This is a genomic window from Variovorax sp. Varisp41 (assembly GCF_047325085.1).
Classification (GTDB): domain Bacteria; phylum Pseudomonadota; class Gammaproteobacteria; order Burkholderiales; family Burkholderiaceae_C; genus Variovorax.
The window spans coordinates 962,501-975,790 of record NZ_CP168540.1 but is presented as its reverse complement, the minus strand read 5'-3'; the positions used below and the strand labels follow the sequence as shown (position 1 = coordinate 975,790).

Genomic DNA, 13,290 nt, shown 5'->3' with positions numbered 1-13,290 from the left:
CTTCGCAGCATCGGTCCACCGCCCCGCGCAGGGCGCGGTGCGACGATCCGAGCCCGCACCAGTTCCACCAGATCCATCACCCGAGGAGAAGCACCGTGACAGCACGCCGCCCCCTGATCGTTCGTTCCATCGCCATCGCCGCGGCCCTCGCGGCCGGCCTTCCCGGCCTCGCGTTCGCGCAGGCCAAGCTCAAGGTGGCGGCGGTCTACACCGTCCCCTTCGAGCAGCAATGGGTGGGCCGCATCCACAAGGCGCTGAAGGCCGCCGAGGCGCGCGGCGAGATCGAGTACAAGGCCACCGAGAACGTCAGCAACGCCGACTACGAGCGCGTGATGCGCGAATACGCCACCGGCGGCAACCAGCTGATCCTCGGCGAGGTGTTCGGCGTCGAGGCCGCGGCGCGCAAGGTCGCCAAGGACTTCCCGAAGGTCGCCTTCCTGATGGGCTCCTCGCTCAAGCCGCAGGCGCCCAACTTCAGCGTGTTCGACAACTACATCCAGGAACCGGCCTACCTCAGCGGCATGGTCGCCGGCGGCATGACCAAGAGCAACCGCATCGGCATGGTCGGCGGCTTCCCGATCCCCGAGGTCAACCGCCTGATGAACGCCTTCATGGCCGGCGCCAAGGAGACCAATCCCAAGGTCGAGTTCAGCGTGAGCTTCATCAACAGCTGGTTCGACCCGCCCAAGGCCAAGGAAGCGGCCTTCGCGATGATCGACAAGGGCGCCGACATCATGTACGCCGAGCGCTTCGGCGTCTCGGACGCGGCCAAGGAAAAGGGCAAGCTCGCGATCGGCAACGTGATCGACACCCAGGCCCAGTACCCCGACACCGTGGTCGCCTCGGCGCTGTGGAACTTCGAGCCCTCGGCCGACCGCGCGATCAAGCTGGTGAAGGAAGGCAAGTTCGCCGCCGAGGACTACGGCATCTATTCGCAGATGAAGTACAAGGGCTCCGAGCTCGCGCCGCTGGGCACCTTCGAGAAGAAGGTGCCGGCCGAGATCGTCGCCAAGGTCAGGGCCAAACAGGCCGACATCCTCGCCGGCAAGTTCACCGTGAAGGTGGACGACGGCCAACCCAAGTCCACCGCGAAGTGAGCCGAGCGATGACCCCGCGCTGGCGTTCCCTGCTCGCGGCCGGTGTGCTGGCCTTCGGCCTCGCGGGCTGCGTCGGTGTCTACAAGGGCACCGGCGTCAGCATCAACAGCGGCACCCGGCTCGACGACACGCCGCGCATCGCGGTCATCTCGGCCTTCGAGCCCGAACTCAAGCTGCTGCTCGCGCGCCTGCAGGGCGCGGCGAAGCACGGTGTGAACGGGGTCGAATTCACCACCGGCACGCTCGAGGGCAAGCCGGTCGTGCTGTTCCTCTCGGGCATCAGCATGACCAACGCGACCATGAACACGCAGCTCGCGCTCAACCGCTTCCGCGTCACGAACATCGTGTTCAGCGGCATCGCGGGCGGCGTGAACCCCGCGCTGCATGTCGGCGACGTGACGGTGCCGGCCCAGTGGGGCCAGTACCTCGAGGTGCTGATGGCGCGCGAGACCGCGCCCGGCAAGTACGCGGCCCCGCCCTTCATCACCGACGCCACCCTGCCCAACTTCGGCATGATGTTCCCGCGCCCGGTCGAGGTGCGCTCGGCCGCGCGGCCCGGCATCGAGCGCAAGTTCTGGTTCGAGGCCGACCCGAGGATGCTCGAGGTGGCGCGCGGCATCCGCAACGTCGACCTCGCGAGCTGCAGCGCCGGCAAGTGCCTGGCGCGCAAGCCCCAACTCGTGGTGGGCGGCAACGGCGTCTCGGGCCAGGCCTTCATGGACAACAAGGCCTTGCGCGAATACACCTTCAAGACCTTCCAGGCCAACGTGCTCGACATGGAGACCGCGGCCGTGGGCATGGTGGCCTACAGCAACGGCGTGCCGTACATCGCCTTCCGCTCGCTCAGCGACCTGGCCGGCGGGGGCGATGGCGAGAACGAGATGGGCACCTTCATGAACATCGCGGCGGACAACTCCGCGAAGGTCATGCTGGCGTTCCTGGCTGCGTGGAAGTGACACCCCTTGCCCCGCGGGACCGACGCGGGGAAGGAACCAGAGATTCATGAGCAGCACGACCGTCCTTCGCCTCCAGGGCATCACCAAGCGCTTCGGCAGCCTGGTCGCCAACGATGCCATCTCCCTCGACCTGCGTGCCGGCGAGGTGCTGGCGCTGCTCGGCGAGAACGGTGCCGGCAAGTCGACGCTGATGTCGATCCTGTTCGGCCACTACGTCGCCGACGAAGGCCGCATCGAGGTCTTCGGCGCGCCGCTCGCGCCGGGCAACCCCAAGGCCGCGCTGGCCGCGGGCGTCGGCATGGTGCACCAGCACTTCACGCTGGCCGACAACCTCAGCGTGCTCGACAACGTGACCATGGGCACCGAGCCGCTGTGGCGCCCGCTGTCGCGCCGCGCGGCCGCGCGCGCCCGGCTGCTCGAGGTGGCGCAGCGCTTCGGGCTGCCGGTGCGGCCCGAGGCGACCATCGGCAGCCTCTCGGTGGGCGAGCGCCAGCGGGTCGAAATCCTCAAGGCGCTGTACCGCGGCGCGCGCATCCTGATCCTCGACGAACCCACCGCCGTGCTCACGCCGCAGGAGAGCGAGGCGCTGTTCGCCACGCTCTCGCAGATGGTGGCGCAGGGCCTGTCGGTGATCTTCATCAGCCACAAGCTCGGCGAGGTGCTGCGCGTGTCGCACCGCGTGGCCGTGCTGCGCGGCGGCAAGCTGGTGGCCGAGGCGGCCACGGCCGGCACGACACAGGCGCAGCTCGCGCTGTGGATGGTCGGGCACGCGGTCGAGGCGCCCCGGCGCCGGCCCGCGAAGTCGGTCGGCGACGCGGTCTGCGTGCTCGACCGCGTGAGCACCGCGGCTTCGAAGAGCGGCGGCCAGGACCGGCTGCGCGAGGTCTCGCTGACGCTGCGCGCGGGCGAGATCACCGCGATCGCGGGCGTCTCGGGCAACGGGCAGGTGGCGCTGGCCGAGCTGCTGTGCGGCACCCGCCGCGCCACCGCGGGCCGCGCGCAGCTCATGGGCCGCGCCCTGCCGCCCTCGCCCGCGCGGCTGGTGCAGCGCGGCGTGGCGCGCATTCCCGAGGACCGGCATGCGGTCGGCGTGGTCGGCGACCTGCCGGTGTGGGAGAACGCGGTGTCGGAGCGGCTGCGCAGCCCGGTGTTCTCGCGCGGCGCGATGTTCGTGAAGCGCGCGGCCGCGCGACTGCATGCGCGCCGCATCGAGCAGGCCTTCGACGTGCGCGGTGCCGGCCTGATGGCGCCGGCGCGATCGCTGTCGGGCGGCAACATGCAGAAGCTGATCCTCGGCCGCGCCCTGCTGCCGCCCGAGCAGCCCGAGCCCGACCGTGACGAGGAACGCAAGTACCCGACCCAGGCCCCGCGCCTGATCGTGGCGCACCAGCCGACCTGGGGCCTGGACATCGGCGCCGTGGCCTATGTGCAGCAGCAGCTGATCGCCGCGCGCGATGCCGGCGCGGCCGTGCTCGTGATCTCGGACGACCTCGACGAGGTGCTGGCGCTCGGCGACCGCGTGGCGGTGATGCACGGCGGCCACCTGGGCGAGGCGCGCGCCGCCTCGGCCTGGACGCGCGAGGCGATCGGCCTGGCGATGGCCGGCGCCACCGCCTCCACCGCCTCCACCACGAAGGAGGCCACGCCATGATTCGGCTCGAACGTCGCCACCAGGCCTCGCGCACCGCGCTGGTCCTGGCGCCCATCGGCGCGGTCGCCTTCACGCTCGCGATCAGCGCGCTGCTGGTGCTGTGGGCCGGCGCGCCCGTGGGCCGCACCTACGCCCTGCTGCTGCAGGGCGGCTTCGGCTCGGTGTTCGCCTGGAGCGAGACCCTCACGCGCGCGATCCCGCTGATCCTGACCGGGCTGGCCGCCACGGTCGCGTTCAAGGCGCGGCTGTTCAACATCGGCGCCGAAGGGCAGCTCTACGCGGGCGCGCTGGCCGCGGTTGCCGTGGGCGGCATGCATGGCGGCACCGGCTTCGAGCTCTCGCCCTGGCTGCTGTTCCCGCTGATGATGCTGGCCGCCGCCGTGGCCGGCGCGCTGATGCTGCTGGGCCCGGCGTTGATGAAGAACAGGCTCGGCGTCGACGAGGTCGTGACCACGCTGCTGATCAACTTCATCGTGCTGCTGGGCGTGTCGGCGCTGCTCGACGGGCCGATGAAGGACCCGACCGCCATGGGCTGGCCGCAGAGCGTGTCGCTGCAGTCGGACCTGGAACTCGGCAAGCTGATCGCCCAGACCCGCGTCCACACAGGGCTGCTGTGGGCCGTGTCGCTCGCGGTGATGGTGTGGGCGGTCTTCAAGTACACGGTGCTGGGCTTCGACATCCGCGCAGTCGGCGCCAATGCGCGCGCCGCCGCCTTCGCCGGCGTGCCGGTGACGCGCACCGTGGTCTCGGTGGCACTGCTGTCGGGCGCGCTGGCCGGGCTGGCGGGTGCGATCGAGGTCGCGGGCCGCACCAGCTACGTCACGCTCGACATGTCGCCCGGCTATGGCTACACCGGCATCGTGATCGCGATGCTGGCCGGCCTGCATCCGCTGGGCGTGATCGCGGCCGGCGTGTTCGTGGCCGGCGTGCTGGTCGGCGCCGACACCATGAGCCGCGCCGTCGGCGTGCCGACCTACATCGCCGACGTGATCGTCGCCGCCTCGCTGATCGCGGTGCTGGTGGCGACCCTGCTGACCCAGTACCGCGTGCGGAGGAGCCGATGACCGAGCTGCTCGACATCCTCGCCAACCCGGCCTTCTGGGTCGCGGTGCTGCGCATCGCCACGCCGCTGATCCTCGGCACGCTCGGCGTGCTGCTGTGCGAGCGCGCCGGCGTGCTCAACCTCGGCATCGAGGGGATCATGGTCGCGGGCGCCTTCACCGGCTGGCTCGCCGTGTACCTGGGCGCGCCGCTGTGGGCGGGCGTGGGCATCGCGGCGCTCACGGGCGCCGTGTTCGGACTGCTGCATGCCTTCCTGACCGTGGGCCTGGCGCTCTCGCAGCACGTGTCGGGGCTGGGCATCACCATGCTCGCGACCGCGTTGAGCTACTTCGGCTACCGCGTGAGCTTCCCGAAGGTCAACACGCCGCCGACCATCGTGCCCTTCGCGCCCATGGAATGGCTGCACATCCCGGTGCTCGGCGCCCAGACGCCGCTGACCCTGCTCGCGCTGGCGCTGGTGCCCGCGGTGGCCTGGCTGCTCTACCGCACGCCGCTGGGCCTGGCGCTGCGCATGGTCGGCGAGAACCCGCAGGCGGCCGAGAGCCAGGGCGTGTCGGTCGCGGCCACGCGCACCGGCGCCATCGTGGCCGGCTCGGCGCTGATGGGCGTGGCGGGCGCCTTCCTCACGCTGTCGGCCTTCAACGCCTTCTTCTTCAACATGGTCAACGGCCGCGGCTGGATCTGCGTCGCGCTGGTGGTGTTCGCTTCGTGGCGGCCGGGCAAGGCCCTGCTGGGTGCGCTGCTGTTCGCTTTCTTCGACGCGCTTCAGCTTCGTTTGCAACAATCGGGCGACGCCTTCCTGCCCTACCAGCTGTACCTGATGTTGCCCTACCTGCTGTCGATCCTCGCCCTGGTGCTCGTGGCCCGCAAGGCCAGCTATCCGCAGGCGCTGATGAAGCCCTACCGCAAGGGGGAGCGCTGATGACCGCGACCGGCCTGCGCGCGGCCTGTCTCGCTGCGCTGCTGGTACTCGGCGGCCCGGGCGCCCATGCGCTGGGCAGCGACTACGGCTACGACAGCTTCAAGACGCCCGACGCCGTCACCTGGGTCCAGCTCTGCGGCGCCTGGGGACCGAACCACCAGGGCACCTACCGCGTGGTGCACGCCGAACAGTACGCGCAGTCCTTCCTCTACGTGCAGTGGATGGCGCGCGACGCCAACGGCAGCCTGCAGGCCGCGCACACGGTGGCCATTGCCGAGCTCGACAACGACCATGCCGAGATCGCGCTCAGCGACCTGACCTGCCGCGCCACGCCGCGCGGCATCGTGCTCACGGCCAAGGCCGACTCGGGGCACGACGACAAGCTGCGGCGCGTGACCATCGAGGTCGGCCCGGCACCGGGCCAGTACCGTTTCCGGCCGCAGCGCACGCGCTGAGATCGGCCGACCGGCCACGCCAGGCCGAATCTCCCCACAACGATCCGCAAGCCCGCACGATGCTCGACCTCCTCCTCACCAACGCCACCCTCCCCGACGGCCGCACCGGCATGTCGATCGCCGTGCAGGACGGCCGCATCGCCGAAATCACGGCCGGACTGGCCGCGCCGGCGCACGACACGCTCGATGCCGCCGGCCAGCTGGTCGCGCCGCATTTCGTCGACCCGCATTTCCACATGGACGCCACGCTGAGCTACGGCCTGCCGCGCGTCAACCAGAGCGGCACCTTGCTCGAGGGCATCGCGCTGTGGGGCGAGCTCAAGCCGCTGTTGACGGCCGAGGCGCTGATCGAGCGCGCACTGGCCTACTGCGACTGGGCCGTGGCCAAGGGGCTGCTCGCGGTGCGCTCGCATGTGGACACCAGCGATGCCAGCCTGCTGGCGGTCGATGCGCTGCTCGAGGTCAAGCGCCGCGTGGCGCCCTACCTCGACCTGCAGCTGGTGGCCTTTCCGCAGGACGGCGCGCTGCGCATCCCGGGCGGGCTCGAGAACATCGAGCGCGCGCTCGACAAGGGCGTGGACGTGGTCGGCGGCATTCCGCACTTCGAGCGCACCATGGCCGACGGCGCGGCCAGCGTGAAGCGGCTGTGCGAGATCGCGGCCGAGCGCGGCAAGCTGGTCGACATGCACTGCGACGAGTCCGACGACCCGCTCTCGCGCCACATCGAGACCCTGGCCTTCGAGACGCAGCGCCTGGGGCTGCAGGGCCGGGTCACGGGCTCGCACTGCACCTCGATGCATTCGATGGACAACTACTACGTGAGCAAGCTGCTGCCGCTGATCGCCGAGGCCGGCGTGAGCGTGGTGTCGAACCCGCTGATCAACATCACGCTGCAGGGCCGCCACGACAGCTATCCCAAGCGCCGCGGCATGACGCGCGTGCCCGAGCTGCTGGCCGCCGGCGTCAACGTCGCCTTCGGCCACGACTGCGTGATGGACCCCTGGTACGGCATGGGCTCGGGCGACATGCTCGAGGTGGCGCACATGGGCCTGCACGTGGCGCAGATGACCAGCCAGGCCGGCATCCGCCAGTGCTTCGAGGCCGTGACCACCAACGCCGCGCGCGTGATGCACCTCGAGAACTACGGCCTCGAAGCCGGCCGCGATGCGAGCTTCGTGCTGCTGCAGGCACGCGATCCGGTCGAGGCGATCCGGCTGCGCGCGACGCGCCTGAAGGTGTTCCGCAAGGGCCGGCTGCTGGCCGAGACGCCGGCGGCGACGGCCGCGCTGCACCTGCCGGGCCGTGGCGACGCGACGAGCTGGATGCTCGCGAAGAAGGCCTGAGTCCTGGCGCCGGCAACGCACACGCCGCGATGAAACGCCTCGTGCCCCGCGTGCTCGTGCTGCTGCTGCTGGCGGCGGCATGCGTGGCACCGCTGCCGGCCGCGGCGCAACCCGAATCGACGGCCGCGTCGCCCGCGGCAGGGGTGCGCCGCATCGCCGACCTGCCCTACGGCCCCGATCCGCGCCAGCGCATGGACGTCTACCTGCCGGCCAGCGCCGAAGCCGCCCCGGTGCTCGTGATGGTCCATGGCGGCGCCTGGATGTTCGGCGACAAGGCGGCGGCCTCGGTCGTCGGCCCCAAGGTCGAGCACTGGGTGCGCGAACGGGGCTTCGTGCTGGTGTCGGTCGGCTACCGCTTCGTGCCGCAGGTCGACGTGGCGCAGCAGGCGCAGGACGTGGCGCGCGCGCTGGCGGCCGTGCAGTCGCAGGCGCCGTCCTGGGGCGGCGACCCGGCCCGCGTCGTACTCATGGGCCACTCGGCCGGCGCGCACCTGGTCGCGCTGCTCGCTGCCTCCGCGCCGCTCGCGCGGCAAGAGGGCGTGCGGCCCTGGCTCGCCACGGTCGCGCTCGACAGCGCCGCGCTCGACACGGCGGCGCTGATGCAGCGGCCGCACCTGCGCTTCTACGACCGCGTGTTCGGCGCCGACCCCGCCTTCTGGCGCCGCGTGTCGCCGACCGACCAGCTCGCGCCGGGCACGGCACCGCTGCTGCTCGTGTGCTCGACGCAACGGCGCGACGGTTCCTGCGCGCAGGCCCGCGCGTTCGCCGACCGGGTGGCCGCGAGCGGCGGCCGCGCCGAGTTGCTGCCGCAGGACCTGTCGCATGGAGAGATCGATGCGGAACTCGGCCTGCCGGGTGGCTACACCTCGGCGGTGGACGACTTCATCCGCTCGCTGCGTTAGCTAGCTCGCCAAGCCGCGCGCGGTTCGGGCGCCAGCGCCTCGGCCAGGGCCGCCAGCGACTCGCCCACCGGCCGCTCGACCTTGAGTGCCAGCAGCTCGTCGGCCCGCGTGCGTCCGAGATTCACCGCCGCCACCGGCTTGCCGGCCGCCGCGGCCGCCTGCACGAAGCGGAAGCCCGAATAGACCATCAGCGAGGAGCCCGCGACCAGCACCGCATCGGCGGCCTCGAGTGCCGCGAAGGCGGCGGCGACACGCTCCCTCGGCACGCTCTCGCCGAAGAACACCACATCGGGCTTGAGCAGGCCGCCGCAATGGGCGCAGGCCGGCACGTCGAAGGCCGAGAAATCGTGGCCCTCGAGGTCGGCGTCGCCGTCGGGCGCCGCGCGCGCCTCGAGCGCGGCCCAGCGCGGGTTGCGCGCGCGCAGCTCGCGCTGCAGCTGCGCGCGCGGCTGGCGGCGTTCGCAGCCCATGCAGCGCACGGTGTCGATGCGCCCGTGCAGGTCGATGGTGGCGCGGCTGCCGGCGGCCTCGTGCAGGCCATCGACGTTCTGGGTCAGTAGCAGGCCGACGCGGCCCGCGGCCTCGAGCCGTGCCAGCGCCAGGTGCGCGGCCGCGGGGCGGGCCAGCGCCATGGTCGGCCAACCGATCAGGCTGCGCGCCCAATAGCGGCGCCGTGTCGCCTCCTCGCCCATGAAGGCCTGGTAGGTCACGGGCGCGGGCCGCTTCCATTCGCCGCGCGCATCGCGATAGTCGGGGATGCCCGACTCGGTGCTGCAGCCAGCGCCGGTCAGCACGAACAGCTTGCGGTGGCGCGTGGCGAAATCGGCGAGCGCAGCGGCGGTGGCATTCATGCGGGGAGCATACGGGGGCGGGCCCGGGGACGCGCGCTCGGGGGAAATCAGGACCGCCGTTGCGGCCGCAATGGTGCCGCTCGGCGCTCGACCTGCCCCGGGCTTCAGCCCCGCGCCTGGCCGGGCTGCAGCAAGTCGCACCACATGTGCACCTTGCCCAGCAGTTGGCCATCGAGCGCGATCGCCAGCGGCTCGACGCCGAAGGGCCGGAAGCCGCAGCGTTCGTAGAGCCGCTGGGCGGCGTCGTTGCCCTCGGTCACGGTGAGCTGCACCAGGCGCAGGCCCGGCCGCTGGCGCGCATGGTCCAGCAGCGCCAGCACCAGCCGGCGGCCGAAGCCCGCCTGCCGGGCCGATTCGGCCACCGACATGCCGAACAGCGTCGCCTTGTGCCGCGCGCGCTCGCGCCGCTCGAAGCTCAGACCGGCCGCACCGACCAGCCCGCTGGCGTCGAAGGCGCCATAGACCACGTCGGCCGTGTCATCGCCGGACGCCAGCCGCTCCTCCCAGAAACGCAGCGGCAAGGCGCCGCGCTCGGCCACCGTGGAGGTGAAGGCGCTGGGATGCCGCTCGTAGGCATCGAGCATGCGCGCGCGATAGGCCACGGCGTCGGCCGGCACCAGCCGCCGGACGACATCCGCCTCGGAGTTCTGTTCAGAACCGGACACAGACAGCCTGCCTTTCCTGCAGCACGGCCTCCTGCGCGAAGGCCTGGCGGTAGGCCGCGATGACCCGGGCGATGGCCGCGTCGGCCTTGTCGTCGCGCGGATGCAGCAGCACCACGATCTTCGAGGGCTCGCGCACCACCGCGCCCGCGTCGCCGCGCCATTGGCCCACGGCGTCGATGACGGTGAGCCCTTGCGGGAACGCCGGGGTCACGGTGCCGTCGAGGAAGCGCAGCCACTCGGCTTCGGAGACCTGGCCGCCGGTGGGGATGGCGCGGCCGAAATAGAGGGTGTCGCGCTCGAAGGGCGAGAGGCCTGGGGCACAGGCCGCTGCACCTGGCGATGCGGGGAGCGAGCCGCATCCCGCCAGAGACAGCGCCAGCATCGCGGCGGCGAGCCCGCGTGGGAGTCGTCGCGTCGACGGCATCGGCATGAACGATCCCGCAGGTTCAACGCGACGGCGCGATCGCGTCCGCGTAGTCGTAGAGCGCGCCCAGCAGTTCCTCGCCCTGTTCGTCCACGGTCTCCGACAGCGCATCGATCTCGGCGAACAGCCCCTCGACCGTGCGGGCACCGCCCTCGCCGTCGAACAGCTTCGCCACGCGGTGTTCTTCCCAGCGCTGTGCCTCTTCCTCGCTCAGCGTCTCGGGCCAGTTGCGCGCGCGGTAGCGGAACACGATCTCCTCGAGCCGCCCGTCGTCGAAACCGGTGCGGTCCCTCGCGAGTTCGGCCGGCGAGAGCGCGCGCAGCTGGTTGAGCCGGCGCCGGTCGCCGTTGCCGACGAAACCACCGTACAGGTCTTCGTCGACATCGGGCGCATCCTCCTTCGGCCGTTCGTAGACCCTGGCCCAGATCGCGCTCATGTCGGGCAGGTCGCGCGCGATGGCGGCATGGCGCATGGCCGTGTCGAGATCGATGCCCCAGCGCTCGGCCATGGGCGCCGCCAGCGTGCGCAGGTTGCCCACCACCATTGGCGACTTGTTGAGGTGCACGCCCTTGATCGGCAGCCGCACCACGCCCTCGGGCAGCTCGGCGGCGCGCGTGAACATGCGCAGGCGCACGGTATCGGCGTCGAGGTCGCGCAGTTCGCTCGGGTCGTGCGCGAGGTCCCAGGCCAGCAGCTCGTTCTTGTTGGTGGGATGGCTGGCCAGCGGCCACATCACGGCCAGGCAGCCGCGCTCGGCCGGGAACATGCCCGAGACGTGCAGGAAGGGCTTCGCGGTCTCGCGCACCGCCGGCAGGCCGAGCTCGGTGGCCACGCGGTCCTTGCGGTGCAGCGCGAAGGCGAAATCGAACAGCTTGGGCTGCGTGTTGCGGATCAGCCGCGCCAGCGCGATGGTGGCGCGCACGTCCGACAGCGCATCGTGCGCCGATTCGTGCAGCAGGCCGTTGGCCTTGGCGAGGTCCTCGAGCTTGAAGCTGGCGCTGCCGTCCTCCTTCTTCGGCCACTGGATGCCGTCGGGCCGCAACGCATAGGTCAGGCGCACCACGTCGAGCAGGTCCCAGCGGCCGCATTCGTTCTGCCACTCGCGCGCATAGGGATCGATGAGGTTGCGCCAGAACAGGAAGCGCGTGACCTCGTCGTCGAAGCGGATGGTGTTGTAGCCCACGCCGATGGTGCCGGGCTGCGAGAAGGCGCGCTCGACCTGCGCCGCGAACTCATGCTCGGGCAGGCCGCGTTCGAGGCACAGCTGCGGCGTGATGCCGGTGATCAGCGTGGCCTCGGGACTCGGCAGGTAGTCGGGCGCGGGCTTGCAATAGATCATCAGCGGCTCGCCGATCTCGTTGAGCGCCGCGTCGGTGCGGATGGCGGCGAACTGCGAGGGCCGGTCGCGGCGCGGCACGGCGCCGAAGGTTTCGTAGTCGTGCCAGAGGAAGGTTTGAGCGGTCATGTCGTTGTGGGAAAGCGAAAGCGGATACCGGGTGCGGCGCCCGGACTCAGAGCAGCGGCGACGACAGCCGCGCGATCGAGTCGCCGAGCCGTTGCCAGAAGGGCTGCGGCCGATGCGCGCGCACCGCGGCCGAGCTGTGCAGGTCGGTCTCGAACTGCGCCGCCAGCGGCCGGGTCAGCGCGGGACCATAGACCACCGCGCAGACCTCGAAGTTGAGGCGGAAGCTGCGGTTGTCGAAATTCGCGGTGCCGATCATCGCGCAGTCCTCGTCGACCACCAGCGTCTTGGAGTGCAGCATGCGCGCCTTGTACTCCCACACCTTCACGCCCGCGGCGATCAGCTCGTCGAAGTAGGAGCGCGCGGCGGCGCTCACGATGGCCGAGTCGCTGCGCCGCGGCACCAGCAGCCGCACGTCGACACCGCGCAGCGCGGCGCTGGTGAGCGCCATCAGCGCGGGCTCGCCGGGCACGAAGTACGGCGTGGTGAGCCAGGCGCGATGGTTGGCGTTGTGGATCGCCTCGACGTGCATGCGGTGGATGGCCTCGAGCGTGTTGTCGGGCCCGCTGGTGACGATCTGCACCGGGATCTCGCCGGCCTCCACCTTCGGCAGCATGGCATCGAGCCCGTCGCCGAAGCTGTGCAGGTCCTCGCCGGTGGCATAGGTCCAGTCCTCCATGAAGGTGGTCTGCAGCCAGCGCACCGCGCTGCCTTCCACGCGCAGGTGCACGTCGTGGTAGGCGTCGGGACGCGTGCGCTTGTCTTCCTCGTCGGTGATGTTCACGCCGCCGGTGAAGCCCACGCGGCCGTCGCACACCACGATCTTGCGGTGGGTGCGGTAGTTGGTCACGGGACGCAGGCGGCGGCCGATCTTGGTGTCGTGGAACAGCGCCACCTGCACGCCCGCGGCCAGCATCGGCGCCATGAACTTGCGGCCGATGCGCTTGGAGCCCAGCGCGTCGATCAGCAGGCGCACCTTCACGCCCTCGCCCGCGCGCGCCACCAGCAGGTCGCGCAGCGCGGTGCCGATGGTGTCGGGCTCGAAGATGTAGTACTCGAGATGCACATGGTCGCGTGCCGCGCGCACCGCCTCGAAGATCGCGTCGAAGGTGCGCGCCCCGCCCGAGAGCAGTTCGACGCCGGTGGCGCTCGATACCGGGATGCCGCAGGTCGCGGTGCCCAGCCGCGCCATCTGCTGCAGCGCCGGCGGCGCATGCTCGGCCGCGTCGCGCAACCGCGCGAGGTCGGCCTGCGCGTTGGCGTTCGCGCGGGTGCGCAGGCGCTTGAGCCGCTGCTTGCGCAGGCGCTGTGGCCCGAGGAAGTAATAGATGACGAATCCCGCGAACGGCAGCAGCGCCAGCGACAGGATCCAGCTCATCGTCGACACCGGCGCGCGCTTCTGCATCACGATCCAGACCGACAGCACGGCGATGTAGCCGCTCCATGCCAGGGAGAGGCCGGTTTTCCATTCGGGACTGAGTTCGGGGAGGATCAAGGCGA

The 13,290-nt window shown here is 71.2% G+C and carries 13 protein-coding genes; 8 read left to right on the top strand and 5 right to left on the bottom strand.

The features are described from left to right. Window positions 1–95: 95 nt before the first annotated feature. From ACEN9J_RS04585 to ACEN9J_RS04550, 8 genes are read left to right on the top strand one after another with little or no spacing between them, the layout of a single operon-like run. Complete coding sequence (locus ACEN9J_RS04585; RefSeq protein ID WP_413763447.1) at window positions 96–1,097, top strand: BMP family protein; 1,002 nt, start codon at window positions 96–98, stop codon at window positions 1,095–1,097. Window positions 1,098–1,105: 8 nt separating this feature from the next. Further along, the gene (locus tag ACEN9J_RS04580; protein ID WP_413763446.1) at window positions 1,106–2,053 is read left to right on the top strand and encodes a 5'-methylthioadenosine/S-adenosylhomocysteine nucleosidase; all 948 of its coding nucleotides are present in this window, start codon (window positions 1,106–1,108) and stop codon (window positions 2,051–2,053) included. Window positions 2,054–2,099: 46 nt separating this feature from the next. Beyond that, window positions 2,100–3,704, top strand: a complete 1,605-nt coding sequence (locus ACEN9J_RS04575) for an ABC transporter ATP-binding protein (protein WP_413763445.1) — start codon at window positions 2,100–2,102, stop codon at window positions 3,702–3,704. Continuing rightward, complete coding sequence (locus ACEN9J_RS04570) at window positions 3,701–4,768, top strand: ABC transporter permease (protein ID WP_413763444.1); 1,068 nt, start codon at window positions 3,701–3,703, stop codon at window positions 4,766–4,768. Before ACEN9J_RS04575 ends, ACEN9J_RS04570 begins: the two co-directional genes overlap by 4 nt. Next, window positions 4,765–5,688 carry an ABC transporter permease gene (locus ACEN9J_RS04565; RefSeq protein ID WP_057594821.1) on the top strand — a complete coding sequence of 308 codons (924 nt, stop codon included), beginning with the start codon at window positions 4,765–4,767 and terminating at the stop codon, window positions 5,686–5,688. Before ACEN9J_RS04570 ends, ACEN9J_RS04565 begins: the two co-directional genes overlap by 4 nt. Beyond that, complete coding sequence (locus ACEN9J_RS04560) at window positions 5,688–6,143, top strand: hypothetical protein (protein ID WP_057594822.1); 456 nt, start codon at window positions 5,688–5,690, stop codon at window positions 6,141–6,143. The genes ACEN9J_RS04565 and ACEN9J_RS04560 overlap by 1 nt, the downstream gene beginning before the upstream one ends. Window positions 6,144–6,202: 59 nt before the next feature. Beyond that, window positions 6,203–7,486: an amidohydrolase family protein gene (locus ACEN9J_RS04555; RefSeq protein ID WP_413763443.1), complete on the top strand. Its 1,284-nt coding sequence runs from the start codon at window positions 6,203–6,205 to the stop codon at window positions 7,484–7,486. Between the two features lie 29 nt (window positions 7,487–7,515). After that, complete coding sequence (locus ACEN9J_RS04550; protein ID WP_413763442.1) at window positions 7,516–8,388, top strand: alpha/beta hydrolase; 873 nt, start codon at window positions 7,516–7,518, stop codon at window positions 8,386–8,388. On the opposite strand, the gene ACEN9J_RS04545 is transcribed toward ACEN9J_RS04550, so the two are convergent. The 5 genes from ACEN9J_RS04545 to cls form a co-directional block, all read right to left on the bottom strand. Continuing rightward, on the bottom strand, window positions 8,385–9,239 hold the full coding sequence (locus ACEN9J_RS04545; RefSeq protein WP_413763441.1) for an NAD-dependent protein deacetylase: 855 nt from the start codon (window positions 9,237–9,239) through the stop codon (window positions 8,385–8,387). The genes ACEN9J_RS04550 and ACEN9J_RS04545 overlap by 4 nt on opposite strands. Window positions 9,240–9,343: 104 nt before the next feature. Then, window positions 9,344–9,904: a GNAT family N-acetyltransferase gene (locus ACEN9J_RS04540; RefSeq protein ID WP_261205600.1), complete on the bottom strand. Its 561-nt coding sequence runs from the start codon at window positions 9,902–9,904 to the stop codon at window positions 9,344–9,346. Further along, window positions 9,891–10,286 (bottom strand): DUF3574 domain-containing protein, encoded by a 396-nt coding sequence (locus ACEN9J_RS04535; protein ID WP_413763440.1) that lies wholly within the window; start codon window positions 10,284–10,286, stop codon window positions 9,891–9,893. Before ACEN9J_RS04535 ends, ACEN9J_RS04540 begins: the two co-directional genes overlap by 14 nt. A 64-nt stretch (window positions 10,287–10,350) precedes the next feature. After that, the gene (gene sbcB, locus ACEN9J_RS04530) at window positions 10,351–11,793 is read right to left on the bottom strand and encodes an exodeoxyribonuclease I (RefSeq protein WP_413763439.1); all 1,443 of its coding nucleotides are present in this window, start codon (window positions 11,791–11,793) and stop codon (window positions 10,351–10,353) included. A 46-nt stretch (window positions 11,794–11,839) separates the two neighbouring features. Continuing rightward, window positions 11,840–13,285: a cardiolipin synthase gene (gene cls, locus ACEN9J_RS04525; RefSeq protein WP_261205597.1), complete on the bottom strand. Its 1,446-nt coding sequence runs from the start codon at window positions 13,283–13,285 to the stop codon at window positions 11,840–11,842. Window positions 13,286–13,290 lie beyond the last annotated feature (5 nt).

Coding starts and splice junctions, on each gene's coding strand:
- ACEN9J_RS04555 (WP_413763443.1), top strand. CDS start 6,203: ATGCTCGACCTCCTCCTCACCAACGCCACCCTCCCCGACGGCCGCACC.
- ACEN9J_RS04545 (WP_413763441.1), bottom strand. CDS start 9,239: ATGAATGCCACCGCCGCTGCGCTCGCCGATTTCGCCACGCGCCACCGC.
- ACEN9J_RS04580 (WP_413763446.1), top strand. CDS start 1,106: ATGACCCCGCGCTGGCGTTCCCTGCTCGCGGCCGGTGTGCTGGCCTTC.
- ACEN9J_RS04535 (WP_413763440.1), bottom strand. CDS start 10,286: ATGCTGGCGCTGTCTCTGGCGGGATGCGGCTCGCTCCCCGCATCGCCA.
- ACEN9J_RS04565 (WP_057594821.1), top strand. CDS start 4,765: ATGACCGAGCTGCTCGACATCCTCGCCAACCCGGCCTTCTGGGTCGCG.
- ACEN9J_RS04550 (WP_413763442.1), top strand. CDS start 7,516: ATGAAACGCCTCGTGCCCCGCGTGCTCGTGCTGCTGCTGCTGGCGGCG.
- sbcB (WP_413763439.1), bottom strand. CDS start 11,793: ATGACCGCTCAAACCTTCCTCTGGCACGACTACGAAACCTTCGGCGCC.
- ACEN9J_RS04570 (WP_413763444.1), top strand. CDS start 3,701: ATGATTCGGCTCGAACGTCGCCACCAGGCCTCGCGCACCGCGCTGGTC.
- ACEN9J_RS04560 (WP_057594822.1), top strand. CDS start 5,688: ATGACCGCGACCGGCCTGCGCGCGGCCTGTCTCGCTGCGCTGCTGGTA.
- ACEN9J_RS04575 (WP_413763445.1), top strand. CDS start 2,100: ATGAGCAGCACGACCGTCCTTCGCCTCCAGGGCATCACCAAGCGCTTC.